The sequence below is a fragment of the Streptomyces sp. NPDC045695 genome (genome assembly GCF_056432025.1).
Map to the genome: position 1 here is coordinate 25136 of NZ_JBWKJU010000024.1, position 25332 is coordinate 50467.

Genomic DNA, 25332 nt, shown 5'->3' on the forward strand with positions numbered 1-25332 from the left:
GGGAGCGAGGGAGGGGAGCGGTCATGGGAACGGACCAGATCCGGCGTTGGGAGTCAGGGGCGCTCGCGCACGCGGTGACCGACCCCTTCGGGCAGGGCCCCCTGCCCTGGTTCCGGGGCAGCGAGCTCTACTTCGACGACACCGGCCACGTCGTCCCCTGGTACGTGGACCCGGCCGCCGCGGCCGCCGGCACCGGCCGCGTCCCCCGCGCCCGCGGCAACGGCGGCCCCCGCACCGCCGACGACGTCCACCGCCAGATCAAGGGCTTCGCCTCCACGGGAGCCGTCACCCCCGGCGAGGCCATCGACTTCCACATCACCGTCGACCCGCCCCAGCAGTTCTCCGTCGACGTCTACCGGATCGGCCACTACGGCGGCGACGGCGCCTTCAAGATCACCACCAGCCCCCGGCTCTCGGGCATCGTCCAGCCGGCCCCCCTCGCCGCGGACCGCACCGTCTCCTGCCACCACTGGTGGCTGTCCTGGCGCCTGCAGGTGCCCTCGTACTGGACCGTCGGCGCGTACGTGGCCGTGCTCACCACCGCCGACGGCTACCGCTCCCACATCCCCTTCACGGTCCGCGACGACCACCCGGCCGACCTGCTCCTCCTGCTCCCCGACATCACCTGGCAGGCCTACAACCTCTACCCGGAGGACGGCCGCACCGGCGCCAGCCTCTACCACGCCTGGGACGATTCGGGCCGCCTCCTCGGCGAGCAGGACGCGGCCGTCACCGTCTCCTTCGACCGCCCCTATGCGGGCGCGGGCCTGCCCCTGCACGTCGGCCACGCCTACGACTTCATCCGCTGGGCCGAGCGCTACGGCTACGACCTCGCCTACGCCGACACCCGCGACCTGCACGCCGGCCGCATCGACCCCACCCGCTACCGCGGCCTCGTCTTCCCCGGCCACGACGAGTACTGGTCGGCCCCCATGCGCCGCACCGTCGAGCGCGCCCGCGAGCACGGCACCTCGCTCGTCTTCCTGTCCGCCAACACCATGTACTGGCAGGTCGAGCTCGGCCCGTCCGCCTCCGGGGTCCCCGACCGGCTCCTCACCTGCCGAAAACGCCGCGGCCCCGGCCGCCCCAGCCTGTGGCGCGAGGTCGACCGCCCGGAGCAGCAGCTGCTCGGCATCCAGTACGCGGGCCGGGTGCCCGAGCCCGCACCCATGATCGTGCGCAATGCCACGCACTGGCTCTGGGACGCCACCGGCGCCGCCGAGAACGACGAGCTGCCCGGCCTGGTCGCCGGCGAGGCCGACCGGTACTTCCCGCGCACCCAGCTCCCCGAGCACCAGGACCGGATCCTGCTGGCGCACTCCCCGTACCTCGACGGCGAGGGCCACCGCCGGCACCAGGAGACCTCCCTCTACCGGGCGCCCAGCGGCGCACTGGTCTTCGCTTCGGGCACGTTCGCCTGGTCACCGGCCCTGGACCGGCCCGGCCACGTCGACGAGCGGGTGCAGCGGGCCACGGCCAACCTCCTCGACCGGATCTGCAAGCGCGACTGACGCGACCGGCACGCTTCTGGCCCACCCCTGTCCACAGGTGGGGACGAAGGTGCGCGAGAATCGGGGTGCGCTCATACAGAACCACAGGGAGACCCCGTGTCCGGATTCGTCGAAAAGCCCGAGCCGGTTCAGGTTCCGGGCCTCGTCCACCTCCACACCGGCAAGGTGCGCGACCTCTACCGGGACGAGGACGGCCACCTCGTCATGGTCGCCAGCGACCGCATCTCCGCCTTCGACTGGGTCCTGCCCACCGAGATCCCGGACAAGGGCCGCGTCCTGACGCAGCTCTCCCTGTGGTGGTTCGACCAGCTCGCGGACCTCGTCCCGAACCACGTCATCTCCACCGACCTGCCCGCCGGCGCCCCCGCCGACTGGGCCGGCCGCACGCTGATCTGCCGCAACCTGAAGATGGTCCCGGTCGAGTGCGTGGCCCGCGGCTACCTCACCGGCTCGGGCCTCGCCGAGTACGAGAAGACCCGCACGGTCTGCGGACTGGCCCTGCCCGAGGGCCTCGTGGACGGCTCCGAGCTGCCCGCCCCGATCTTCACCCCCGCGGCCAAGGCCGAGGTCGGCGAGCACGACGAGAACGTCTCCTACGAGGAGGTCGCGCGCTCCGCCGGCGCCGAGACGGCGGCGCTGCTGCGCCAGGCCACCCTGGCCGTCTACGGCCGCGCCCGGGACATCGCCCGCGAGCGCGGGATCATCCTGGCCGACACCAAGTTCGAGTTCGGCTTCGACCCCGAGGACGGCACCCTGGTCGCCGCCGACGAGGTGCTGACCCCGGACTCCTCCCGCTTCTGGCCGGCCGACCAGTGGGAGCCGGGCCGCGCACAGCCCTCCTTCGACAAGCAGTACGTCCGCGACTGGCTGACCTCCCCTGCCTCCGGCTGGGACCGCCACGGCGAGCTCCCGCCGCCGGCCCTCCCGAGCCAGGTCGTCGCGCAGACCAGCGCCAAGTACATCGAGGCGTACGAGCGCCTCACCGGCCTGACCTGGTCCTGAACACGAAGAAGGCCCCGATCGGTGATCGGGGCCTTCTTCGTTCTGAGCGGACAACGCGACTCGAACGCGCGACATCCACCTTGGCAAGGTGGTGCTCTACCAACTGAGCTATGTCCGCACTGCGCCGTAGCGCGAGGACAACTATACCCAACCTCGCTGGCGTGCGAGACGCACTGCCGTGTGACGGTTCTCGGCGCCCAGTTTCGTCGCGGCCGAGGACAGGTAGTTGCGCACGGTCCCCTGGGACAGCGAGGCCCGCTCCGCGATCTCCGCGATGGGCGCCCCGTCGGCGGCGAGTTCCAGCACCTCCGCCTCCCGCGCGGTCAGCGGGGAGTCCCCCGCGCTGATGGCGTCCGCGGCCAACTCCGGGTCCACGTAACGGCCTCCGGCGTGCACGGTGCGGATCAGCTCCGCGAGCCGCTGCGCCGAGACGGTCTTCGGAGCGAAGGCCCGTACGCCCGCCGCCAGCGCACGCTTCAGGTGCCCGGGGCGGCCGTGACTGGTGACGATCATGGTCTTGCAGCCGGGGAGTTCGGCCCGCAGCGATGTGGCGACACTCACACCGTCCGCCCCCGGCATCTGCAGGTCCAGCACCGCCACGTCCGGCCGGTGGGCGCGCGCCATCGCGAGGGCCTCGGGACCCGAAGCCGCCTGTGCGACGACGAGCAGGTCGTCCTCCAGCGCGAGCAGCGCCGCCAGCGCCCCGCGGATCAGGTGCTCGTCGTCGGCGAGCAGTACGCGTACGGGGCTCACACCCGCACCTCCACTTCGTGCAGTTCACGGTCCGGTATCTCCACCCGCAGCCGGAACCGCCCGTCGCCCACCAGCCCCGCCTGCAAGGTGCCGTCCAGCGCCGCGAGCCGCTCCCTCAGCCCGGCCAGCCCCGAGCCCGGCGGCCCGGCGGGGGTCCCGGGGGCGCCGTCGTTCTCCACGAGCAGGGTCACGGAGCCGGTCTGCGGCGCGGTCAGCCGGATCAGGCAGCGGTGCGCGTCCCCGTGCCGCAGCACGTTCGTCGTCGCCTCGCGCACCACCCAGCCGAGCGCCGACTGGACCTCGGCGGACAGTTCGCGCCCTGCCCGGAAGTCGACCCGGCAGTCCATCCCGGCCGCGCTGAGCACTCCGCGCGCGCCCTCCAGCTCCACCGCGAGGTCGGCCTCCCGGTAGCCCCGCACGACGTCCCGTACCTCCCGCTGGGACTCCTGGGCGATCCGCTGCACCTCGATCATCTGGTCCACCGCCTCCGGCCGCTCGCGCCGCGCCAGCTGCACCGCCAGCTCGCTCTTCAGGGCGATCACCGCCAGGTTGCGGCCCATGACGTCGTGCAGGTCGCGGCCGAAACGCAGCCGCTCCTCGGCCACCGCCAGGCGCGCCTGGACCTCCCGCGAGCGGTCCAGCTCGTAGACCGTGTTGAGCAGCCACGCCGAGAACCCGCAGGTGGCGCCGAAGAACAGGCTGCCCAGCAGCACGCCGACGCCGTACCCGAGCGCCTGCACGGCCGGGAGGCGTACGGCGATCACGGCCAGGCTCACCCCGGCCGCCGCGACCGGCGGGACGTAGCGCATGGTCCGCACCGACCGCATGCACAGCACGAGCGACCCGGCGGCGAACCAGGTCAGTCCCGCCACCAGCGTCGGCGCCACCGCCGGCTCGTCGATCCGGCCGGTCGCCTTCAGCGTGAGGACGGCCAGGCAGGCCGCGGCCGTCACGGCGGCCGTGGTCACCGCCAGCCGGGTCGGGCGTTCGCCCCGGCCGACCACCCAGTCCAGCGCCTTGGAGGAGAGCGTCCCGCACAGCACCGCGTGGGCGCACAGCATCAGGAAGAGCGAGACGGGCACCACGTGGGAGGACTTCCCGGCGGCGGAGGCCACCGGAGCCAGCCCGAACGACGTGATCTCGAGGAGCACGAAGAGGTGGAACGACCACCGTGTGTACAGCTCGACCTTCCCCGCACTGCTGCGGTTCCTCCACCACCCGGTCAGCTTCGACACGCTTCCCCCGTCCCCCGATCCGTTCCAACGCCCTTGCGCCTGTGGCGCGTCTAGCGGCGCGGTTCCCAGCGGAACCACCGCTGGACAGCAAACACGCTGATCATGATCCAGGCCAGCGAGACGACGGCTGCCGTCAGCAGTTCCCCGCTCTGCGCGCCCCCGCTCCAGCCGGCCCGTACGAGGGTCATCACCCCGCTCAGCGGCAGCAGTTCGGCCACCTCGGCCACCGGGCCCGGCAGCGAGTCCGCCGGCATGAACAGCCCCGAGCCGAAGGCGGTCAGCAGGAACAGCGGCAGCGTGGTGATGCCCGCGCTCTCCACGGTGCGGGTGAAGGAGCTGGTCACCGCGGCCATCGCGGCGAGCAGCCCGACGCCCGCGAGGACGCCCGCCACCAGCAGCAACGGGCTGCGCGGCATGCGCACGTCCAGGGCGGCCGCCCCGGCCACCGCGAGGACGGCGATCTGGCCGAGCGCCAGGACGGCGGACGGCAGGGCCGAACCGGTCAGGATCTCCAGGTCGTTGGCCTCACCGGTGCGCAGCCGCTTGAGGACGAGCTCCTCGCGCCGGGCCACGTAGGCGGAGACGAGGTTCATGTAGACGACGAGGACCAGCACCATGCCGACGCCGCCGGTCAAGGTGGCCTCGCCCAGGGCCTGGGCGCCCTCGATGCCGCTCAGGCTGGAGCGCAGGACGCCCACCATCAGCAGGGGCATCAGCAGGGCCAGGCTGAGCGCGGCCCGGTTGCGCACCAGCAGGGTGAGCTCGCAGCGGCCGAGCGCGGCGAGCCGGCCGGGGTTCGGGGTCAGCGTGTTCATCGGGTCTCCGCATGCGTGGTGTCGGTACGGCCGCCGGCGCTGCGGCGGTTCTGCGCGATCTCCAGGAAGGCCTCCTCCAGGGAGGCGGACCGGGCGTCGAGCCCGTCCAGTTCCACCCCGTGCTCCCGGGCCCAGTTGAGCAGTCCGGCCAGGTCGGCCTGGAGCCGTTCGGTACGGATCTCCACGCGCCGCCCGTCGGCGGCCGCGTGCAGCGCCAGCGGGAGCCGCGCGGCGGGCACCCCGGGCGGCAGGGTGAAGCGGATCCGGGCCGGCCGGGTGGCGGTCACCTCGGCCGGGGTGCCGGACAGGACGATCTCCCCCTCGTGGAGGATCGCGAGGCGGTCGGCGAGTACCTCGGCCTCCTCCAGGTAGTGCGTGGTCAGCAGCACCGTGGTGCCCTGCGCCTGCACCCGCCGCACCAGCGCCCAGGTGTCCCGGCGCCCTTCGGGGTCCATGCCGGTGGTCGGTTCGTCGAGGAAGAGCACCTCGGGCCGGCCGAGCAGGGCCAGGGCCAGGTCCAGGCGGCGCCGCTCCCCGCCGGACAGCTGCTTGACGCGTACGGAGGACCGCGCGCCCAGGCCGACCAGTTCCAGGGCCTCCGCGACGGGGCGGGCGCCCGTGGTGACCCCGCCCCACATGCGGACGGTCTCGGTGACGGACAGGTCGGAGGGGAAGCCGCCCTCCTGGAGCATCACGCCGGTGCGCGGGCGGACCTCGGCCCGCCGCGCGTAGGGGTCGAGCCCGAAGACGCGGACCTGTCCGTCGCTCGGGGCGGCCAGCCCCTCCAGCAGTTCGACGGTGGAGGTCTTGCCCGCTCCGTTGGTGCCGAGCAGGGCGAACACCTCGCCCCGCGCCACGGAGAAGGAGACGCCTCGTACGGCCTCGAAGCCTCCGGCGTAACCGCGGCGCAGGCCTTGGGCGTCGATCACGGTGTCAGTCATGCTCCGAGCCTCGCGGCGCCGGGGCCGGGCGGGCAGTGCGCGCTGTCATGACCCGCGATGACATTTGTCAGGGCGCCCGCGGTGAGCGGCGTCGGTGGTGCGCGGGGAAACGTCAGCAGGCCGCGGGGAAACACGAAGAAGGCCCCGATCGCAATGATCGGGGCCTTCTGCATACAGAGCGGACGACGCGACTCGAACGCGCGACATCCACCTTGGCAAGGTGGTGCTCTACCAACTGAGCTACGTCCGCATGCAGTGCACTGCCGGGGCAGTACGTGCATCACTCTACCCGATCCACCGAGGCGATCGGAAAGCGATGCAGAGCGGGTGACAGGAATCGCACACTGCGCCTTCCCTCTGGAAGAGGGATGTTCTGCTACTGAACTACACCCGCACGACCTCGGTGGCTCTGACCTGCGTCCGGGCCCCTTGGCGTGATCCACACAGTACCGGATGCATGGGGGTGGATGGCAAATCGGCTCTCAGTGGGCCGCGTTGTAGGCCTCGTAGATCTTCTTGGGGATGCGGCCGCGCGGCGGCACCTCGTACTGGTTGGACCGGGCCCACGCCCGGACGACAGCGGGGTCGGGGGCGACGGAGGTGTGTTTGAACGCCTTCCCGGAACGCGACTGGCGGCGGCCGGCGGCAACGAAGGGCGCCAGGCCCTTCCGCAGTTTCTTTGCGTTCGCCGCATTGAGGTCGATCTCGTACGACTTTCCGTCCAGGGCGAACACGACCGTTTCCGCCGCTTCCCCGCCGTCGATGTCATCGGAGAGCGTGACTACTACGCGCTGCGCCACGGATATCGGTCCCTTCGTGCGGCGCCACCACCTACTGACGTGGGGTGATGCCGCCTGTGTGGATGTTTCGGGGCAATGCATCTTTCAACGGGAATCCTGAGTGATTCCTTTGTACCCCGATTCCCATTGCATTGCGAAGCCCAGTTAATTCTCTCCGCGTGTCCCGCCGCAATGCCGGGTACGTGGTTTTCCGGGGGATTTTGCGAAGCGTTGGTGAAGCCGAAACGGCCCGGTGATCATGCCGGCCGCATATCTACCCGCGTAGAAATTTCGGCCGGGTACGCTGAGGGAACCGCCTTCGCACCAACCACACACGGGAGTGCCCGATGGCACGCGTCGTAGTCGACGTCATGCTCAAGCCGGAGATCCTCGACCCCCAGGGCCAGGCGGTGCAGCGTGCACTGCCGCGCCTGGGCTTCGAGGGGATCGCCGACGTCCGTCAGGGGAAGCGCTTCGAACTGGAGGTGGAGGGACCGGTCGATCAGGCCGCCCTCGACCGCATCCACAAGATGGCCGAAACGTTCCTCGCCAACACCGTCATCGAAGACTTCACCGTGAAGGTCGAGGCCTGACGGTGACCACTCGCATCGGAGTCGTCACGTTCCCCGGAACGCTCGACGACCGCGACTCACTGCGCGCCGTACGCCTCGCGGGCGCCGAGCCCGTCTCGCTGTGGCACCGCGACAAGGACCTGCACCAGGTCGACGCGGTCGTCCTCGCGGGCGGCTTCTCCTACGGGGACTACCTGCGCGCCGGGGCCATCTCCCGCTTCTCGCCGGTGATGGAGACCATCATCGAGCAGGCCAAGGGCGGCATGCCCGTGCTCGGCATCTGCAACGGCTTCCAGGTCCTCACCGAGGCCCACCTGCTGCCGGGCGCGATGCTGCGCAACAACCACCTGCACTTCATCTGCCGCGACCAGAAGCTGAAGGTGGAGAACGCGGAGAGCGCGTGGACCGGCGACTACACCGCCGGCCAGGAGATCTCCGTGCCGCTCAAGAACATGGACGGCCGCTACGTCGCCGACGAGCGCGTGCTCGACGAACTGGAAGCCGAGGGCCGCGTGGCCTTCCGCTACGTGGACGTCAACCCGAACGGTTCGCTGCGCGACATCGCCGGCATCACCAACGCCGCGGGCAACGTCGTCGGCCTCATGCCCCACCCCGAGCACGCGGTCGAGCCGCTGGTCGGGACGGGCCGCACCGACGGCCTCCCGTTCTTCACGTCGGTCCTGAAGAAGCTGGTCAGCGCATGAGCCTCGACACCGTCAAGAACGCCACCGAGACCCCGGACGCCTCCCAGCCCTGGAAGGAGCTCGGCCTCAAGGAGGACGAGTACGCCCGGATCCGCGAGATCCTCGGCCGCCGGCCCACCGGCGCCGAGCTCGCCATGTACTCGGTCATGTGGTCCGAGCACTGCTCGTACAAGAGCAGCAAGGTCCACCTGAAGCAGTTCGGCGAGAAGGCCCCCCAGAACGACGCGATGCTCGTCGGGATCGGCGAGAACGCCGGTGTCGTCGACGTCGGCCAGGGCTACGCGGTCACCTTCAAGGTGGAGTCGCACAACCACCCGTCCTACATCGAGCCCTACCAGGGCGCGGCCACCGGTATCGGCGGCATCGTCCGCGACATCCTCGCCATGGGCGCCCGCCCGGTCGCGGTCGTCGACCCGCTGCGCTTCGGTGCGGCCGACCACCCCGACACCAAGCGCGTCCTGCCGGGCGTCGTCGCGGGCATCGGCGGCTACGGCAACTGCCTGGGCCTGCCCAACATCGGCGGCGAGGTCGTCTTCGACGCCTGCTACCAGGGCAACCCGCTGGTCAACGCCGGCTGCATCGGCGTGATGAAGCACGAGGACATCCACCTCGCCCAGGCCTCCGGCCCGGGCAACAAGGTCATCCTCTACGGCGCCCGCACGGGCGGCGACGGCATCGGCGGCGTGTCCGTGCTGGCCTCGGAGACCTTCGACGACACCAAGCCGACCAAGCGCCCCGCGGTCCAGGTCGGCGACCCCTTCCAGGAGAAGCTCCTCATCGAGTGCACCCTGGAGATCTTCAAGGAGAAGCTGGTCGCGGGCATCCAGGACCTCGGCGGCGCCGGGCTCTCCTGCGCCACGTCCGAGCTGGCCTCCGCCGGTTCCGGCGGCATGCGCGTCGAGCTGGACACCGTCCCGCTGCGCGACGCGACGCTCTCGCCCGAGGAAATCCTCATGAGCGAGTCGCAGGAGCGCATGTGCGCGATCGTCGAGCCGCAGCACGTCGACCGCTTCATGGAGATCTGCGAGAAGTGGGACGTCATCGCCACCGTCATCGGTGAGGTGACCGACGGCGAGCGCCTGGAGATCTTCTGGCACGGCGAGCAGATCGTGGACGTGCCCCCGGGCACCGTCGCCCACGAGGGCCCCGTCTACAACCGCCCGTACGCGCGCCCCTCCTGGCAGGACGCGCTCCAGGCGGACGACGCGGGCAAGCTGCCGCGGCCGCAGACCTCCGAGGAGCTGCGCGCGCAGGTCCTGGCCCTGGTCTCCTCCCCGAACCAGGCCTCCAAGTCCTGGGTCACCGACCAGTACGACCGCTTCGTGCAGGGCAACACCGTCCTGGCGCAGCCCGAGGACGCGGGCATGGTCCGCATCGACGAGGAGTCCAACCTCGGCGTCGCCATGTCCACCGACGGCAACGGCCGCTACGCCAAGCTCGACCCCTACACGGGCGCGCAGCTGGCGCTGGCCGAGTCGTACCGCAACGTGGCGGCGACCGGCGCCAAGCCGCTCGCGATCTCCGACTGCCTGAACTTCGGTTCCCCCGAGGACCCGGACGTCATGTGGCAGTTCGCCGAGGCCTGCCGCGGTCTCGCGGACGGCTGCCTGGAGCTGGGCACCCCGGTGACCGGCGGCAACGTCTCCCTCTACAACCAGACGGGCGACGTCGCGATCCACCCGACCCCGGTCGTGGCGGTCCTCGGTGTCATCGACGACGTCAACCGCCGTACGCCGATGGCGTTCGCGGAGGCCGGCCAGCTGCTGTACCTGCTGGGTGACACGGCCGAGGAGTTCGGCGGCTCGGCCTGGTCTCAGGTCGTCCACGACCACCTGGGCGGCATGCCGCCGAAGGTGGACCTGGGCCGCGAGAAGCTGCTGGCGGAGATCCTGATCTCCGCCTCGCGCGACGGCATGATCGACGCCGCGCACGACCTGTCCGACGGCGGCGTGATCCAGGCGCTCACCGAGTCCTGCCTCAAGGGCGGCAACGGTGCGCGGATCGTGGTCCCGGAGGGCCTGGACGCGTTCACCTTCCTGTTCTCCGAGTCCGCGGGCCGGGCCATCGTGGCCGTCCCGCGCAGCGAGGAGCTCCGCTTCACCGACATGTGCGGTGCGCGGGGTCTGCCGGTCGCCCGCATCGGCGTGGTGGACGGCGAGGAGATCGAGATCCAGGGCGAGTTCACCCTCCCGCTGGCCGAGCTCCGCGAGGCCCACGAGGCGACGATCCCGGCCCTGCTGGCCTGACCCGCCCCACCGCTGTACGAGCCCCCGGCCGGACCTTCCGGCCGGGGCTTCGGCGTTCGGCCCGCCCTTCCCGGCGGGGCCCGGGCCGGGCGCGGACATACTGACGGCGTGAGCGACATCGTCAAGTACCTGCCCGAGGCCGCGATACCCGGGGGCGGAGCGCCTCGGTGGGAGGTCGCGGACGCCGAACGCTGGCGCGCCGCACGGGTTCCGGCGTTCCTCGGTCCCGTCGCCGGCGGCTGGATCCTCGCGGCGCTGGTCCTCCTCACGGTCTTCGTACAGGCCCGGGGCGCGCACCCGAGCGAGTCGGCCGGGACCTCCTGGACCGGCTATCCCGGCGCCCTGCTCCTCTTCGTCCTGCCCGCCTGGTACCGCTTCCTGCCCGCCGCCACCGTGGTGGCCGCGCCCCTGGTCGCCCTCGACGCGGTCCGCCGCGTGCTGGGACCGGACGGCCCGGGTCCGGCAGCGGGGTGGCTGCTGGTGGCCCTGTCCGCGCTGGCCCTGACCGGGGCGCTGCTGCGCCTGCGCTCCCGCCGCCGCCAGCGCGCCCTCGTCCTCGCCGCGGCCGCGGGAGCCCGCAGCCCCGTCCCCGAGCACCTCCCCGCGGGGCACCGCCGGCGCGGGCTGCGGCTGGTCCTCGCCGGGGGCGCGCTCTGCCTCGCCGCCGGCGGCCTGCTGGTCTGGGGTCTCGTCCAGGACCTGGGGGCCGCTCCCGAAGCCCCGTACGACGCCGTAGGCCAGCAGCTGACCGCCCTGCTGCTGTTCGTGGCCGGGACCCCGCTGCTCGGCCGCGGCCTCAGCGCCGGGCGCGCCGCCCTGCGGCTGCACGACGGGCCGCAGCCCGTGCTGCGCGTCGGGGTACGCCACCACCACTCGGGCCGGCACTGGCTGTTCGCGGACGCCCGGACGGTCAGCGCCCGGCCGCTGGTCGCGTTCCGCGACCGGTTCGCGGACAACCACCCGCGCGCCGGGCGGATCCTCGTCGGCGGCTCGCCGCGACGGCTGCGCCGCGAGCACCACGACATCGACGAGCGGAGCGAGCCCTTCGAGGCGGTCATGTACGGGATGCCGTGCGAAGGAGCGGAGGTCCTCCTGGAGTTCGCGCTCTACGAGGAAGAGCGCACGATCGTCTCCCACGTCACGGCAGCCCCGCTGCTGCCCCACCGCCGCCATTCCTTCACGCCGTGGACCCCGGCCGGTACCTCGTACGCGCCCCGGCGCCGGGCGGCCGAGGAGCGTGAGCGGGCGCGGCGGGCCGCCCGCCGATCGAGGGGGTCCGACGGCGTTTCCTTCTCCTGCGGTTCGTCCGACGGGGGTGGTTGCGGGGGTTGTGGAGGCGGCGGCGACTGATGAGGCAGACTCGCCCCATGCCACCCAAGAGCCGTACCTACGACGCCGCCAGGATCCGGGCGGCCGTGACCGCACAGTTCGGGCATGTCGCCGAAGCCGTGCGCGGGTTGGGCCCCGAGGAGCTGGCGCGGCCCAGCGGGCTGGGGCACTGGACCGTCGCCGACCTGGCCGGGCACATCGCCTGGGTCGCGGACTCGTTGGCCGGCTCCCTCGCGCGGCCGCCCGGCATCGTCGCCGAGCTCCCGGCCGTCGAATGGCCCTTCGCGACCGCCTCCCTCGCCGGGAAGATCTCCGAGGCGGCCAGGGAAACCCTGACCGGGGCCCCGTTGCCCGAGCTGTTCGAGCAGGCGGACGCCCGGATGTCCCAGGCGCTGGCGGAGAACCCCGGCGACCGCGTGCTGAACCTGTGGATCGGGGACATGACCCTGGCTGACTTCCTCGTCACCCGGACCGTGGAACTGGTGGTCCACACCGACGACCTGAACCGGGCCGCCGGACTGGACGTCCCGATCGAGCGTCACGCGCTGGCCGCCGCCACCCGGCTGCTCGCCGACGCCCTCGCGGTAAAGGCTCCGGGCGGCGCCGTCGAGGTACGGGTGCCGCCGTTCGCGGTGGTCCAGTGCGTCGAGGGCCCGCGGCACACCCGCGGCACCCCGCCGAACGTCGTGGAGACCGACCCGCTGACCTGGATCCGGCTCGCGACGGGCCGTACGGAATGGGCCGAGGCGCTCGACGAGGCGCAGGTCAGGGCCAGTGGCGAGCGGGCCGACCTGTCGGGGCTGCTGCCGCTGATGCGCTGAGGGTGGAACCGCTGAAGCGCTGAGGGTGGAACCGCCCGCAGGCCCGGCCCGTCCCAGCTGTATGCGTACCCTGCGGCACGTCCCGACCGGCCGGGCCCTGCTCCCGGCCCTGCGCCCCGCCCTCGTACCGGCTCTCGTACCGGCCCTCCTGCTCGGCCTCGCCGCGTGCGGTCAGGCCGAGGAGCACGGGTCCCGCACGCTCCCCGACGCCACCGGCTCCTGGACCGTCGAGTCGCTGACCACCGGCGGCCGCACCCTGCACGCGCCCGAGACCGCCCGCCTCGATCTCGGGCAGCACGAGGCCACGGGCAACTACGGCTGCAACGCCTTCGAGGCCGCGGTCGACTTCGCCGGGCCGGGCGCGCTGACCGTCACCCCCGGCTCCACCACGGCCATGGCCTGCAAGGACCTCGGCTTCGAGACGGAGTTCGCCCGGCTCTTCACGGGCCGCCTGACCCTCGACCGGGGCCCCGACCGGCTCACCCTGAAGACCGCCGACGGGAGCACCATCGCCATGACCTCACGGCTTCCGGCCGCGGACGCGCCGCTCACCACCACCGAATGGAAGGTCGACGCGCTGATCAGCGGCGGGACGGTGTCCTCCGTACCCGCCGAGGCCGCCGGCCGGGCCCGCTTCACCCTCGCCGCCGACGGCGCCGCGAGCGGAGTGCTGGGCTGCAACCGGTTCAGCGCCAAGGTCACGGTCGAGGCGGCCACCCTCACCTTCGGCCCGGTCACCTCCACCCGTATGGCCTGCGAGGGCCCGGCCGGCGAGGTGGAGCGGGCCCTGACCGCCCTGTTCGCCCGCGGCCCGCTCACGTGGCTGATCCAGGGTCAGGCCCTGACCCTCACCGCCCCCGACGGCAGCGGTCTGACCGCCGTGGCGGTCTCGTCCGTGGAGTGAACGGGCCCCTCCGCACGGCCGGAAAACGCCCTCGGGCCGACGCTGGAGAGGGGCCTTCGGCGCACGCGGGCCTCGTATGAAGACACAAAGCCACGACACGGACCCACCTCAGCGGTCAGGCCTGGTCCGTTGGCGCTCACGGACGGGAACGGAGGGCGACGCTCCGGAGATGCTCCGCAACGACGCCTGTAGAAATCTACGAGCGATTCGCGTACCGAGCGGAGGCCGATCCGTCACCCTGTGTGCTGTGAGATTTCCCGGCCGTCCCCAATTCGGACCAGTGGTCGATCTCGCCTACACTCGAAGCGTGCCTCGTGGTGATGGACGACTCAACCACGACCTGCTCCCCGGCGAAAAGGGCCCCCAGGACGCTTGCGGCGTCTTCGGTGTCTGGGCTCCGGGTGAAGAGGTCGCCAAGCTCACCTACTTCGGACTGTATGCATTGCAGCACCGCGGACAAGAGTCCGCGGGCATCGCTGTGAGCAACGGTTCCCAGATCCTCGTCTTCAAGGACATGGGCCTCGTTTCCCAAGTCTTCGACGAAACCTCTCTCGGCTCGCTCCAGGGTCATATCGCGGTCGGTCACGCCCGCTATTCGACCACTGGCGCCTCCGTCTGGGAGAACGCGCAGCCCACTTTCCGCGCGACCGCCCACGGCTCCATTGCCCTGGGTCACAACGGCAACCTGGTGAACACCGCCGAGCTCGCCGAGATGGTCGCCGACCTCCCCCGTCAGGACGGCCGTGCCACCCAGGTGGCCGCCACGAATGACACCGACCTGGTCACCGCCCTGCTCGCCGGACAGACCGACGACGACGGCAAGCCCCTGACCATCGAGGAGTCGGCCGCCAAGGTCCTGCCTCAGGTCAAGGGCGCCTTCTCGCTGGTCTTCATGGACGAGGGGACCCTCTACACCGCCCGTGACCCGCAGGGCATCCGCCCGCTGGTCCTCGGCCGCCTGGAGCGCGGCTGGGTGGTCGCGAGTGAGACCGCCGCCCTCGACATCTGCGGCGCCAGCTTCGTCCGCGAGGTCGAGCCGGGCGAGCTCATCGCGATCGACGAGAACGGCCTGCGCACCTCCAGGTTCGCGGAAGCAAAGCCCAAGGGCTGTGTCTTCGAGTACGTCTACCTGGCGCGCCCGGACACCGACATCGCCGGCCGGAACGTCTACCTCTCGCGTGTCGAGATGGGTCGGCGCCTGGCCAAGGAAGCCCCGGTCGACGCCGACCTGGTGATAGCGACGCCGGAGTCCGGCACGCCCGCCGCCGTCGGGTACGCCGAGGCCAGCGGGATCCCGTTCGGCGTCGGCCTGGTCAAGAACGCCTACGTCGGCCGGACCTTCATCCAGCCCTCGCAGACGATCCGCCAGCTCGGCATCCGTCTGAAGCTCAACCCCCTCAAGGAAGTCATCCGGGGCAAGCGCCTGGTGGTCGTCGACGACTCGATCGTCCGCGGCAACACCCAGCGCGCCCTGGTCAAGATGCTCCGCGAGGCCGGCGCGGCGGAGGTCCACATCCGGATCTCCTCGCCGCCGGTGAAGTGGCCGTGCTTCTTCGGCATCGACTTCGCCACCCGGGCCGAGCTGATCGCCAACGGCATGTCGGTCGACGAGATCGCCACCTCCCTGGGCGCGGACTCGCTCTCCTACATCTCGCTCGACGCGATGATCGAGGCGACCACCATCCAGAAGCCCAACCTCTGCCGTGCCTGCTTCGACGGCGAGTACCCGATGGACCTGCCGGACCCGCAGCTCCTGGGCAAGCAGCTCCTGGAGACCGAGCTGGCCGGTGGCACGGACGCCGCCGACGCGCTCCGTCGTCCGTAGTCCGCAATCCGCGGCCCGTCCGGGGGCCCGTACCCCTCGCTCCACCTGCGCGGGGTCCTGCTTCGCAGCTTCTGCCAGGACCCCGCACCACCCGCAGTAACGACACGAAAGCTCTCCCTGTCATGACAGAGAAGACCACCGGTGCCAGCTACGCAGCCGCGGGCGTGGACATCGAAGCGGGAGACCGCGCCGTCGAGCTGATGAAGGAGTGGGTGAAGAAGACGCAGCGCCCCGAGGTCCTCGGCGGCCTCGGCGGCTTCGCCGGCCTCTTCGACGCCTCCGCCCTCAAGCGCTACGAGCGCCCGCTGCTCGCCTCCGCCACCGACGGAGTCGGCACCAAGGTCGACATCGCCCGCCAGCTCGGCGTGTACGACACGATCGGCCACGACCTGGTCGCGATGGTCATGGACGACATCGTCGTCTGCGGTGCCGAACCGCTCTTCATGACCGACTACATCTGCGTCGGCAAGGTCCACCCCGAGCGTGTCGCCGCCATCGTCAAGGGCATCGCCGAGGGCTGCGTGCTCGCCGGCTGCGCCCTGGTCGGCGGCGAGACCGCCGAACACCCCGGCCTGCTGGGGCCGGACGACTTCGACGTGGCGGGCGCCGGGACGGGCGTCGTCGAGTACGACCAGCTGCTCGGCGCGGATCGCATCCGTACGGGTGACGCCGTGATCGCCATGGCGTCGTCCGGTCTTCACTCGAACGGGTACTCGCTGGTCCGGCACGTCCTCTTCGACCGGGCCGGGATGTCCCTGGACCAGCACGTCGAGGAGCTCGGCCGCACCCTCGGCGAGGAGCTCCTGGAGCCCACCAAGATCTACTCGCTGGACTGCCTGGCCCTCACCCGTACGGCCGAGGTGCACGCCTACTCGCACATCACCGGCGGCGGCCTCGCGGCGAACCTGGCCCGGGTCATCCCGGACCACCTGCACGCCACGGTCGACCGTACGACCTGGGCCCCGGGCGCGATCTTCGACCTGGTCGGCAAGGCCGGGCAGGTGGAGCAGCTGGAGCTGGAGAAGACCCTGAACATGGGCGTCGGCATGATGGCCGTCGTCCCGCAGGAGTCGGTGGACGTGGCGCTGACCGCGCTGGCGGACCGGGGCGTCGACGCCTGGGTCGCGGGCGAGATCCTGGACCGCGGCGACCACACCGAGGGCGCGACCCTCACCGGTTCCTACGCGAGCTGAGCAGCACTGAAACCCGGTCCGGGGCTATGCCCTGGACCGGGTTTCAGTCTTTGACCCTGTTGTGCAGACGCTCTGGAGAGAACGTCAAGCGCCGCGACGCTGTGCCGACGGACCGGACTCCTCGTCCTCGTCGTCGTCATCGCTGTTGTACAGATCCGCGTACTTGGCGTACGGGTCGTCGTCGTCCAGATCGTCATCGACTTCGACCGGCTCGCTGACAGGCAGCGGATCCGTCGGCGATGCGCCCAGCTCATTGGCCAGACGCGAGAGGTCAGTCCCGCCGCTGTTGTACTTCAGCTGGCGGGCGACCTTTGTCTGCTTGGCCTTGGCCCGGCCGCGCCCCATGGCTCGACCCCCTCGGTGACGGGGCTCGACGGCCCCAGAGTCTGACACGCGTTCATGGTTCGGAGCGGGCTCTCCGTGGAGAGACCGTCCGTAGGGGTTTAACGGTACCTGCTTCCGCGGCCGTACGGTACGCCGCCCGCATGACGCGCCCCGGTGCAGAACCAACAAGGCGCCCCGTCCTGGCTGGTCAACCGCGATTTTAACCCTTTCCTGGCCCGCGACCCGCCGAAGTGCAGTGAGTTCCGTCTCGCCGCACCCCGGCGGGCGCACCCGGCAGCCCGGGAGGTGCCTAGACCGCGCGCGCGGCGCGGGCGTCCGCCATCCGCTGCTCGGCGATCCGGTCGGCCGCGGCGGCCGGCGGGATGCCGTCCATCTTCGCGCGAGCAAAGATCTCCAGGGTGGTGTCGAAGATCTTCGTCGCCTTGGCCTTGCAGCGGTCGAAGTCGAAACCGACCAGCTCGTCGGCGACCTGGATCACGCCGCCCGCGTTGACGACGTAGTCCGGGGCGTAGAGGATCCCGCGGTCCTGGAGGTCCTTCTCGATGCCCGGGTGGGCGAGCTGGTTGTTGGCCGCACCGCAGACGATCTTGGCGGTGAGGGCCGGCACGGTGACGTCGTCCAGGGCGCCGCCGAGGGCGCAGGGGGCGTAGATGTCCAGGCCCTCCACGCGGATCAGCGCGTCGGTGTCGGCCACCGCCGTGACCTTGCCCGGGTGCTTGTCGAGGATCCGGCGCACGGACTCCGCCCGTACGTCCGTGATCACGACTTCGGCGCCGTCCTCCAGCAGGTGCTCGACCAGGTAGTGGCCGACCTTGCCGACGCCGGCCACGGCGACCTTGCGGCCGCGCAGGGTCGGGTCGCCCCACACGTGCTGCGCGCTGGCGCGCATGCCCTGGAAGACACCGAAGGCGGTGAGCACCGAGGAGTCGCCGGCGCCGCCGTTCTCGGGGGAGCGGCCGGTCGCCCAGCGGGTCGCGCGGGCCACGACGTCCATGTCGGCCACGTAGGTGCCGACGTCGCAGGCGGTCACGTAGCGGCCGCCGAGGGACTCCACGAACCGGCCGTAGGCCAGCAGCAGTTCCTCGGACTTCAGGACGTCCGGGTCGCCGATGATCACGGCCTTGCCGCCGCCGAGGTCGAGACCGGCGAGGGCGTTCTTGTACGACATGCCGCGCGAGAGGTTCAGCGCGTCGAGGACGGCCTCCTCGTCCGAGGCGTACGCGTGGAAGCGCGTACCACCGAGGGCGGGGCCCAGGGCGGTGGAGTGGATCGCGATGACGGCCTTCAGGCCGGAGGCTCGGTCCTGGCACAGCACGACTTGCTCGTGGCCACCCTGTTCCGAACGGAACAGGGTGTGCAGGACGCCGTCGGTCATTTCGGTCACGGTGGTGACTCCCATGGAAGAGATGCGGCGGAAAGACGCCCGCCCTGCGGGTGGGGGAGGGCGCGCTGGGAGCAGAGTAAGACCTCCGGGCCGCGCGTAGTCGACCTGTCCAAAGATCGGGACTCTTCCAGCGTACGAGCCCCCGCTCGTGGTAGGCCCGGAGGCGTCTCGGAGCGGCCCGGAGGTGACCCGGGCCCCCGAAAGGGGGAGGTAGCAGGCGTGAGCGAAACCCCCGATCCCCTGCTGCCCTCCGCGCGGTCGGCGCCGGCCGTCCCCTACGCCTCCTACCTGCGCGTCTACGAGCCCCTGACGGCCTTTCCGGAGCCGGAGCGCGCGCACTGGGCCGACTACGCCCGGCGCGGGGTGTGCCCCACCGCCCAGGACGAACTGCGCCGCTCGCTCCGCGACGTGGTGCGGGTCCCGGTGGTGGGGGTGCCGGCGCACGAGAGCGCGGACGCGTTCACGGCGGAGGTCGACGGGACGCTGCTGGTCTGCCCGTGGCGCACCCGGCTGCGTGGCTGGCTGGCGCTGCAGGAGCTGGCCGAGTCGTTTCCCCGCCCCGTCCTGGACGCGGCGCTCCCGCCGGCCCTGCGGCGGCAGGCCGCCGAGGACTACGAGCGCTGGCGCGAGCGGAACCCGGACGCGCGCCCGTGGATCCGTACGGGGGTGTGGCAGATCCCGCTGCGCTGGTTCGTGCTGGTGGCCGACGAGGAGCGGGATTACGTGCCGGGCGAGCGGCTGCGCTACCGGACGCCGATGGTGCAGGCGCGACGGCGGCTCGCCCGGGCCCTTCGGACCCTGCGGGAGGCCGAGGGGTACGGGATGCTCGCGGAGGGCCTGGTGGAGGTCGGGAGCTGGTTGGAGGAGTTCCACCCGCGCTCGATGGTCGAGCTGGACTACGGCGGGCTGCTGCACGCCCTGCCGGCGGACCGGCTGGCGGCCGACCGGTCGGCGGGGGACCTGGCGGCGGGCATCGCGGCCCTGCGGGCGGGGGACCCGGCGCGGGCGTCCGAGGTCTACGGGGACCTGGCGGAGCGGTGGCGGGCGGTCCGGGAGCGACTTTTCGCGAATTAGGCCGGAAGTCGCCGGGACGGCCCGATCGGGTCCGAAGGGGTCCTGCGAGGGCCCGTACGTACCGCCGCGTATCGGTCGATCGGGCCATACTGGCTGATCAGAGCCCTGACCGTAGGATTAGGGACGTAGTGCCAGGACCTACGTCCCGATACGGGCCATTGGCCCAAGGGTGACGGACCGCACTAACCACACCCTTGCGCCCTTCCCCATCCCTCGTGCCAAAATAGGACAAGGAGTCCGGGGAGGGTTCCTTCCGCCCAACTAAGGGCGGAATGCTCGGCATCGCGCTCTACGGGGGGTCTGACGACTCCTGATCGCTCTGTGACTGATCGTCACAGTGGGGTGACTGTCCGTTATGGGACGGTCCATCGGCTTCCGCCGCTGATGAACACCTCGGAGGGCAATTCCGTCGGTTTGGCCGTCGAGGCTGGACGGATGGTGTAGTTGTAGTGCCGAGGACAAGCCGTTCGTCCTATAACCGACTCGGCCCGCGTATGTCCATTTCGGGCAACGCGGGCCAAGGTGCAGAATTTAGAGGAAAGAACCGAGATGGTTCGGTTCTCCCGAGGAGGCCGCTCATGACCGCTCGCACCCCTGATGCCGAGCCGCTGCTGACCCCGGCTGAGGTTGCCACGATGTTCCGCGTGGACCCGAAGACGGTCACCCGCTGGGCCAAGGCTGGCAAGCTCACGTCCATCCGCACCCTGGGTGGACACCGCCGGTACCGCGAGGCCGAGGTTCGCGCACTGCTCGCGGGAATTCCGCAGCAGCGCAGCGAGGCCTGAGGTCGCGTAAACACCCCGCTTTAAACGGGTCTGAATCGGGTCCCCCAATCCGATGAAACCCACATAGCTTCACGCGACCGGACCTGCCCCAACAGGTCCGTCTGTCGTTTGATCGCGCTGGACTCCGCCGGGTCCAGCGCGATCTTTTTTATGCCCGGGTCAGGGCGGTATCGCTGGAGGAGGGCGTCATCGGGCGAGGGTGCCATTGCACATATTAAATCGACTGTGCGTAGGGGTGCGATAAAAGTGGGAGTCCCGAAAACTCGTGCGGTGACTCCCGTCACAGATGATCACTCTTGTACATCCGGTAATCCACCCCGTAATGGGGACGCGCCTGGTGGGCGCATCATGCGATCGGGGGATTCCGTGAGGGGGTGGCTGCGCGGCGGCGCGCGGCGGTGGTGCGGCGGCCCCCGGGCAGGATGCCGCGGCCGTCAACGCGTCAGGGCCCGCATCCCCTGGGGGGTGCGGGCCCTGACGTTTCTGCGAACCTGACGGGACTTGAACCCGCGACCTCCACCTTGACAGGGTGGCGAGCTAACCAACTGCTCCACAGGTCCTTGATTTGCGGCCGCTCGGCGGCTGCGAATCAGACTGTACCGCAGCTCAGGGGGTGCAGTCGAACCCGATCACGCCGCGGGTCACGGGGCGGCCGCATCCACCGCCTTCACGATCCGCTTGTCGGAGACCGGGTACGCCGTCCCGAGCGCGTGCGCGAAGTAACTGACCCGCAGTTCCTCGATCATCCAGCGGATGTCGGTGACCGCCGACGGGACCGGCCGCCCCTTCGGGAGCTGCTCCAGCAGCCAGGCGTACTCGTCCTGCATCTCGTGGACCTTCTGCATCCGCGTGGTGTCGCGCTGGACGGCCGTGGGCATCTGCTGGAGCCGCCGGTCCGCCGCCACCAGGTAGCGCATCAGGTCCGGCAGCCTGCGCAGCCCGGTGAGCGTCACGAAACCGGGCGGCACGAGGGCCGCCAGCTGCGTTCTGACGTCCTGGATGTTGGCGACCAGGGCCAGACTGCTCGTGGCCTTCAGACGGCGCTCACAGGCCTGCCAGGCGGCCAGCACCTGCTGGACCTGCCCGACCGTGCGCACGGTCGTGTCGACCAGGTCGGCGCGGACGGCCTCGTACAGCTTGCGGAAGCCCGCCTCGTCCCAGGCGGGGCCGCCGTGGTCGGCGATCAGCCGGTCGGTGGCCGCCGTGGCGCAGTCGTCGAACAGCGCCTGGATGGAGCCGTGCGGGTTGCGCGAAAGGGCCAGCTTCTGCTGGTTCGTCAGATGGTCCGAGGCGAACTTCGCCGGATTCACCGGGATGTTCAGCAGGATGAGCCGGCGGGTGCCCAGCCACATCGCCTGCTCCTGTTCGGCCTGCGTGTCGAAGAGCCGTACGGCTACGGACGCGCCCTCGTCCACCAGCGCCGGGTAGGCCTTCACCGGCTGGCCCGCGCGCCGGGTCTCGAAGACCTTGGTCAGCGTGCCGATGGTCCAGTCGGTCAGGCCGCTGCGCTCCAGCGACTCCCCGCCCGCCCGCTCGGCGGTGGCCGCGGCGGCCTTGGAGAGGGCCTGGCGGGCCTTGGGCTTCAGACGCAGCCGCAGGGCCTCCAGGTCCTTGTCCTCGGCGAGGTTCTTGCGGCGCTCGTCGACGATCCGGAAGGTGATCTTCAGATGGTCGGGGATCCGGCTGAGGTCGAAGTCCTCGGCCGAGACCGGGACGCCGACCATCCGCTGGAGCTCGCGCGCCAGGGTGACCGGCAGCGGCTCCTGCAGGGGCACCGCCGTGTCCAGGAAGCGGGTCGCGAAGTTCGGCGCGGGCACGTAGTGCCGGCGGATCGGCTTGGGCAGCGAGCGGATCAGCTCGGTGACGACCTCCTGGCGCAGCCCCGGGATCTGCCAGTCGAAGCCCTCGTCGGTGACCTGGTTCAGCACCTGGAGCGGGATGTGGACGGTCACGCCGTCCGCGTCCGCGCCCGGCTCGAACTGGTAGGTCACCCGGAACTTCAGCTGGCCCTGACGCCAGGTGTCCGGGTAGTCGGCCTTGGTGACCCCGGCCGCCTTCTCGGTCAGCAGCATCTCGCGCTCGAAGTCGAGGAGTTCGGGCTCCTCGCGCTTCTTGTGCTTCCACCACGAGTCGAAGTGCGCCCCCGAGACCACGTGCTCGGGGATCCTCTGGTCGTAGAAGTCGAAGAGGGTCTCGTCGTCCACCACGATGTCGCGGCGCCGGGCCCGGTTCTCCAGCTCCTCCACCTCCGTGAGGAGCTTGCGGTTGTCCGCGTAGAACTTGTGGTGCGTGCGCCAGTCGCCCTCGACCAGCGCGTTGCGGATGAACAGCTCGCGCGAGACCTCGGGGTCGATCCGGCCGTAGTTGATCTTCCGCTGCGCGACGATCGGCACGCCGTACAGCGTGACCTTCTCATACGCCATCACGGCCGCCTGGTCCTTCTCCCAGTGCGGTTCGCTGTAGGTGCGCTTGATCAGGTGCTGGGCGAGCGGCTCCACCCACTCGGGCTCGACCTTGGCGTTCACCCGGGCCCACAGCCGCGAGGTCTCCACCAGCTCGGCCGACATCACGAACTTCGGCTGCTTCTTGAACAGCGAGGAGCCCGGGAAGATCGCGAACTTGGCGGACCGCGCGCCCAGGTACTCGTTCTTGTCGGTGTCCTTCAGCCCGATGTGCGAGAGCAGACCGGCCAGCAGCGAGACGTGGATGACCTGCTCGGGGGCGTCTGTGCCCGCCGAGGGCTCCTCGACGTGGAGGCCCATGCCCTTGGCGACCGTACGCAGCTGCGAGTAGATGTCCTGCCACTCGCGGATCCGCAGGAAGTTCAGGTACTCCTGCTTGCACATCCGGCGGAACGAGGACGAGCCGCGCTCCTTCTGCTGCTCGCGCACGTAGCGCCACATGTTCAGGAACGAGAGGAAGTCGCTGGTCTCGTCCTTGAAGCGGGCGTGGTTCTGGTCGGCCTGGGTCTGCTTGTCCGAGGGCCGCTCGCGCGGGTCCTGGATGGACAGGGCCGCCGCGATGACCATGACCTCGCGGACGCAGTTGTTCTTGTCGGCCTCGATGACCATGCGGGCCAGGCGCGGGTCCACGGGGAGCTGGGAGAGCTGGCGGCCCATCTGCGTGAGCCGCTTCTTGGGGTCCTTCTCGGAGGGATCCAGTGCCCCGAGCTCCTGGAGGAGCTGGACGCCGTCGCGGATGTTGCGGTGGTCCGGCGGGTCGATGAAGGGGAACTTCTCGATCTCGCCGAGGCCGGCGGCGGTCATCTGGAGGATGACGGAGGCCAGGTTCGTGCGCAGGATCTCGGCGTCCGTGAACTCCGGACGGGAGAGGAAGTCGTCCTCGGAGTACAGCCGGATGCAGATGCCGTCGCTGGTGCGGCCGCAGCGGCCCTTGCGCTGGTTGGCGCTGGCCTGCGAGATCCGCTCGATGGGCAGGCGCTGCACCTTGGTGCGGTGGCTGTAGCGGGAGATGCGGGCGGTGCCCGGGTCGATCACGTACTTGATGCCCGGGACGGTCAGGGAGGTCTCGGCCACGTTCGTGGCGAGGACGATCCGGCGCCCGGTGTGCTGCTGGAAGACCCGGTGCTGCTCGGCGTGCGAGAGGCGTGCGTAGAGGGGGAGCACCTCGGTGAAGCGGAGATTGCGCTTGTTCAGCGCGTCCGCCGTGTCGCGGATCTCCCGCTCACCGGAGAGGAAGACCAGGATGTCGCCCGGTCCCTCGGACTGGAGCTCGTCCACGGCCTCGCAGATCGCGGTGATCTGGTCGCGGTCGGAGTCCTCGGAGTCGTCCTCCAGGAGCGGGCGGTAGCGGACCTCCACCGGATACGTCCGCCCGCTGACCTCGACGATCGGCGCGTCCCCGAAGTGCCGGGAGAACCGTTGCGGGTCGATGGTGGCGGAGGTGATGACCACCTTGAGGTCCGGGCGCTTGGGCAGCAGCGTGGCCAGGTAGCCCAGCAGGAAGTCGATGTTCAGGGACCGCTCGTGGGCCTCGTCGATGATGATCGTGTCGTAGGCCCGCAGCTCGCGGTCCGTCTGGATCTCGGCGAGCAGGATGCCGTCGGTCATCAGCTTGACGAAGGTCGCGTCCTGGTCCACCTGGTCGGTGAACCGGACCTTCCAGCCGACCGTCTGGCCGATCTCGGACCGCAGCTCCTCGGCGATCCGCTCCGCGACCGTGCGCGCGGCGATCCGGCGGGGCTGGGTGTGCCCGATCATGCCCCGGACGCCCCGGCCCAGCTCCATGCAGATCTTGGGGATCTGCGTGGTCTTGCCGGACCCCGTCTCACCAGCGACGATCACGACCTGGTGGTCGCGTATCGCCTCGGCGATCTCGTCCTTCTTCTGGCTGACGGGCAGGTTTTCGGGATACGTGACCTCCGGCATCCGCGAGGCGCGGCCGGCCAGTCGCTCGGCGGCCTTCGCGGCCTCCGCGGCGATCTCGTCGAGCACGGCCTGCTTGGCCTCGGGCTTGCGGATACGGCGGGCGCCCTCAAGGCGGCGGCCGAGGCGGTGCGCGTCACGGAGGGAGATCTCACCGAGAAGCGTCTGCAGGGCGGCGAAGGAAGTAGACATACCTGATCGAGGATCTCACCTGGTCCCTCCGGGTGGCGAACGCATTTGTCGGGCCGACCCGTACCATTTCGGGACGAGTCCCTCGGCCGTACGAGTGAGAGGCAGCCCACGTGTCCCGCCCCCGCCTCCTGCGCTGCGCTGTGCTGGCGGCGCTGGCGGTGCTGGCGGTGCTCCTGGGCTTCGCCGCCCCGGCGGCCCCGGGCCCGGCCTCGCCCTCGGCGGACGGGCCGCCCGCGGTGACGGCCCGGGCCGACGCCTCCCCGACGGCCCGGCCCGCCGTTCAGGCGGCCTTGGGCGGCCGCCGCGGGCCGGCTTGCGCTCCGGGGGCCCCCGATCTCGGTGACGTCCCCGCCCTGCCGGCGCGGGCCGGGGCCGGGCACGGTCTGCTGCCGGTGGCGCGGGCGCTGCCCGCGGGGGTGCGGACCGGCGGGGAGACGCCCGTACGGGCCCTCGTACGCGGGCCGGACCGGCCGGTGCCCGGGCCGGTGGAGCTGTCCGTGATGCGGGTCTAGGAGACCGCCGCCCGCATCCGCCGGG

The 25332-nt window shown here is 71.0% G+C and carries 21 protein-coding genes and 4 tRNA genes; 13 read left to right on the top strand and 12 right to left on the bottom strand.

The genetic code is table 11. From position 1 onward, the window contains the following. Positions 1-23 precede the first annotated feature (23 nt). Together AC07DU_RS29510 and AC07DU_RS29515 are read left to right on the top strand one after the other, a co-directional pair. Positions 24-1511, top strand: coding sequence for a N,N-dimethylformamidase beta subunit family domain-containing protein (locus AC07DU_RS29510; protein WP_360898954.1), 1488 nt, complete (start codon positions 24-26; stop codon positions 1509-1511). A 96-nt stretch (positions 1512-1607) separates the two neighbouring features. Further along, positions 1608-2513, top strand: coding sequence for a phosphoribosylaminoimidazolesuccinocarboxamide synthase (locus tag AC07DU_RS29515; protein ID WP_360898957.1), 906 nt, complete (start codon positions 1608-1610; stop codon positions 2511-2513). A gap of 45 nt (positions 2514-2558) precedes the next feature. Here AC07DU_RS29515 and AC07DU_RS29520 read toward each other — a convergent pair. The 8 genes from AC07DU_RS29520 to AC07DU_RS29555 all read right to left on the bottom strand — a co-directional run bounded on the left by AC07DU_RS29520 (position 2559) and on the right by AC07DU_RS29555 (position 7057). Beyond that, positions 2559-2631 (bottom strand) — tRNA-Gly (locus AC07DU_RS29520). A gap of 23 nt (positions 2632-2654) precedes the next feature. Beyond that, positions 2655-3266 carry a response regulator gene (locus tag AC07DU_RS29525; protein WP_453370823.1) on the bottom strand — a complete coding sequence of 204 codons (612 nt, stop codon included), beginning with the start codon at positions 3264-3266 and terminating at the stop codon, positions 2655-2657. Then, on the bottom strand, positions 3263-4501 hold the full coding sequence (locus AC07DU_RS29530; RefSeq protein WP_479029110.1) for a sensor histidine kinase: 1239 nt from the start codon (positions 4499-4501) through the stop codon (positions 3263-3265). Before AC07DU_RS29530 ends, AC07DU_RS29525 begins: the two co-directional genes overlap by 4 nt. Positions 4502-4551: 50 nt before the next feature. Further along, entirely contained in the window at positions 4552-5316 is a 765-nt protein-coding gene (locus tag AC07DU_RS29535) for an ABC transporter permease (RefSeq protein WP_479114757.1), read from the bottom strand. Then, complete coding sequence (locus tag AC07DU_RS29540) at positions 5313-6257, bottom strand: ABC transporter ATP-binding protein (RefSeq protein ID WP_479114759.1); 945 nt, start codon at positions 6255-6257, stop codon at positions 5313-5315. The genes AC07DU_RS29535 and AC07DU_RS29540 overlap by 4 nt, the downstream gene beginning before the upstream one ends. A 177-nt stretch (positions 6258-6434) precedes the next feature. After that, positions 6435-6507, bottom strand: a tRNA-Gly gene (locus AC07DU_RS29545). Between the two features lie 72 nt (positions 6508-6579). Next, a tRNA-Gly gene (locus tag AC07DU_RS29550) sits at positions 6580-6651 on the bottom strand. An 88-nt stretch (positions 6652-6739) separates the two neighbouring features. Beyond that, a complete protein-coding gene (locus AC07DU_RS29555; RefSeq protein ID WP_360898972.1) occupies positions 6740-7057 on the bottom strand; it encodes a histone-like nucleoid-structuring protein Lsr2 in 318 nt (105 codons plus the stop codon). Between the two features lie 326 nt (positions 7058-7383). On the opposite strand from AC07DU_RS29555, the gene purS reads away from it, so the two are divergent. From purS to purM, 8 genes are all read left to right on the top strand, one after another. Then, a complete protein-coding gene (purS, locus tag AC07DU_RS29560) occupies positions 7384-7629 on the top strand; it encodes a phosphoribosylformylglycinamidine synthase subunit PurS (protein ID WP_030009438.1) in 246 nt (81 codons plus the stop codon). A 2-nt stretch (positions 7630-7631) separates the two neighbouring features. Then, positions 7632-8312 (top strand): phosphoribosylformylglycinamidine synthase subunit PurQ, encoded by a 681-nt coding sequence (gene purQ / locus AC07DU_RS29565; protein WP_360898975.1) that lies wholly within the window; start codon positions 7632-7634, stop codon positions 8310-8312. Then, positions 8309-10558, top strand: a complete 2250-nt coding sequence (gene purL, locus AC07DU_RS29570; RefSeq protein WP_453287201.1) for a phosphoribosylformylglycinamidine synthase subunit PurL — start codon at positions 8309-8311, stop codon at positions 10556-10558. The genes purQ and purL overlap by 4 nt, the downstream gene beginning before the upstream one ends. Before the next feature lie 108 nt (positions 10559-10666). Further along, positions 10667-11908, top strand: a complete 1242-nt coding sequence (locus AC07DU_RS29575; RefSeq protein ID WP_479114762.1) for a hypothetical protein — start codon at positions 10667-10669, stop codon at positions 11906-11908. A gap of 17 nt (positions 11909-11925) precedes the next feature. Beyond that, positions 11926-12708: a maleylpyruvate isomerase family mycothiol-dependent enzyme gene (locus AC07DU_RS29580; protein WP_479114764.1), complete on the top strand. Its 783-nt coding sequence runs from the start codon at positions 11926-11928 to the stop codon at positions 12706-12708. 61 nt (positions 12709-12769) lie between these two features. Beyond that, positions 12770-13612 (top strand): META domain-containing protein, encoded by an 843-nt coding sequence (locus tag AC07DU_RS29585; protein WP_479114766.1) that lies wholly within the window; start codon positions 12770-12772, stop codon positions 13610-13612. Positions 13613-13919: 307 nt separating this feature from the next. Next, positions 13920-15437 carry an amidophosphoribosyltransferase gene (gene purF / locus AC07DU_RS29590; RefSeq protein ID WP_479029098.1) on the top strand — a complete coding sequence of 506 codons (1518 nt, stop codon included), beginning with the start codon at positions 13920-13922 and terminating at the stop codon, positions 15435-15437. 122 nt (positions 15438-15559) lie between these two features. Then, complete coding sequence (gene purM / locus AC07DU_RS29595) at positions 15560-16630, top strand: phosphoribosylformylglycinamidine cyclo-ligase (RefSeq protein ID WP_360898993.1); 1071 nt, start codon at positions 15560-15562, stop codon at positions 16628-16630. An 84-nt stretch (positions 16631-16714) separates the two neighbouring features. Here purM and AC07DU_RS29600 read toward each other — a convergent pair whose 3' ends face one another. Further along, positions 16715-16975: a DUF3073 domain-containing protein gene (locus tag AC07DU_RS29600; protein WP_328926452.1), complete on the bottom strand. Its 261-nt coding sequence runs from the start codon at positions 16973-16975 to the stop codon at positions 16715-16717. Between the two features lie 289 nt (positions 16976-17264). Then, positions 17265-18374, bottom strand: a complete 1110-nt coding sequence (locus AC07DU_RS29605) for a Leu/Phe/Val dehydrogenase (protein WP_479114768.1) — start codon at positions 18372-18374, stop codon at positions 17265-17267. 204 nt (positions 18375-18578) lie between these two features. On the opposite strand from AC07DU_RS29605, the gene AC07DU_RS29610 reads away from it, so the two are divergent. Beyond that, positions 18579-19433: a DUF8083 family protein gene (locus tag AC07DU_RS29610; RefSeq protein WP_453370833.1), complete on the top strand. Its 855-nt coding sequence runs from the start codon at positions 18579-18581 to the stop codon at positions 19431-19433. 578 nt (positions 19434-20011) lie between these two features. Next, entirely contained in the window at positions 20012-20218 is a 207-nt protein-coding gene (gene bldC / locus AC07DU_RS29615; RefSeq protein ID WP_003949541.1) for a developmental transcriptional regulator BldC, read from the top strand. Positions 20219-20704: 486 nt separating this feature from the next. Here the strand turns inward: bldC and AC07DU_RS29620 are convergent. Next, positions 20705-20778, bottom strand: a tRNA-Asp gene (locus AC07DU_RS29620). Between the two features lie 81 nt (positions 20779-20859). Further along, positions 20860-24795 carry an ATP-dependent RNA helicase HrpA gene (gene hrpA / locus AC07DU_RS29625; RefSeq protein ID WP_479029096.1) on the bottom strand — a complete coding sequence of 1312 codons (3936 nt, stop codon included), beginning with the start codon at positions 24793-24795 and terminating at the stop codon, positions 20860-20862. A gap of 110 nt (positions 24796-24905) precedes the next feature. On the opposite strand from hrpA, the gene AC07DU_RS29630 reads away from it, so the two are divergent. Continuing rightward, complete coding sequence (locus tag AC07DU_RS29630) at positions 24906-25307, top strand: hypothetical protein (RefSeq protein WP_479114770.1); 402 nt, start codon at positions 24906-24908, stop codon at positions 25305-25307. The last annotated feature ends 25 nt before the right edge of the window (positions 25308-25332 follow it).

What these genes read in the sequence shown, in the direction of transcription:
- bldC (WP_003949541.1), top strand. Translation starts at nt 20,012, where the DNA reads ATGACCGCTCGCACCCCTGATGCCGAGCCGCTGCTGACCCCGGCTGAG.
- AC07DU_RS29535 (WP_479114757.1), bottom strand. Translation starts at nt 5,316, where the DNA reads ATGAACACGCTGACCCCGAACCCCGGCCGGCTCGCCGCGCTCGGCCGC.
- AC07DU_RS29585 (WP_479114766.1), top strand. Translation starts at nt 12,770, where the DNA reads ATGCGTACCCTGCGGCACGTCCCGACCGGCCGGGCCCTGCTCCCGGCC.
- purM (WP_360898993.1), top strand. Translation starts at nt 15,560, where the DNA reads ATGACAGAGAAGACCACCGGTGCCAGCTACGCAGCCGCGGGCGTGGAC.
- AC07DU_RS29510 (WP_360898954.1), top strand. Translation starts at nt 24, where the DNA reads ATGGGAACGGACCAGATCCGGCGTTGGGAGTCAGGGGCGCTCGCGCAC.
- AC07DU_RS29580 (WP_479114764.1), top strand. Translation starts at nt 11,926, where the DNA reads ATGCCACCCAAGAGCCGTACCTACGACGCCGCCAGGATCCGGGCGGCC.
- purS (WP_030009438.1), top strand. Translation starts at nt 7,384, where the DNA reads ATGGCACGCGTCGTAGTCGACGTCATGCTCAAGCCGGAGATCCTCGAC.
- AC07DU_RS29540 (WP_479114759.1), bottom strand. Translation starts at nt 6,257, where the DNA reads ATGACTGACACCGTGATCGACGCCCAAGGCCTGCGCCGCGGTTACGCC.
- AC07DU_RS29600 (WP_328926452.1), bottom strand. Translation starts at nt 16,975, where the DNA reads ATGGGGCGCGGCCGGGCCAAGGCCAAGCAGACAAAGGTCGCCCGCCAG.
- hrpA (WP_479029096.1), bottom strand. Translation starts at nt 24,795, where the DNA reads ATGTCTACTTCCTTCGCCGCCCTGCAGACGCTTCTCGGTGAGATCTCC.
- AC07DU_RS29605 (WP_479114768.1), bottom strand. Translation starts at nt 18,374, where the DNA reads ATGGGAGTCACCACCGTGACCGAAATGACCGACGGCGTCCTGCACACC.
- purL (WP_453287201.1), top strand. Translation starts at nt 8,309, where the DNA reads ATGAGCCTCGACACCGTCAAGAACGCCACCGAGACCCCGGACGCCTCC.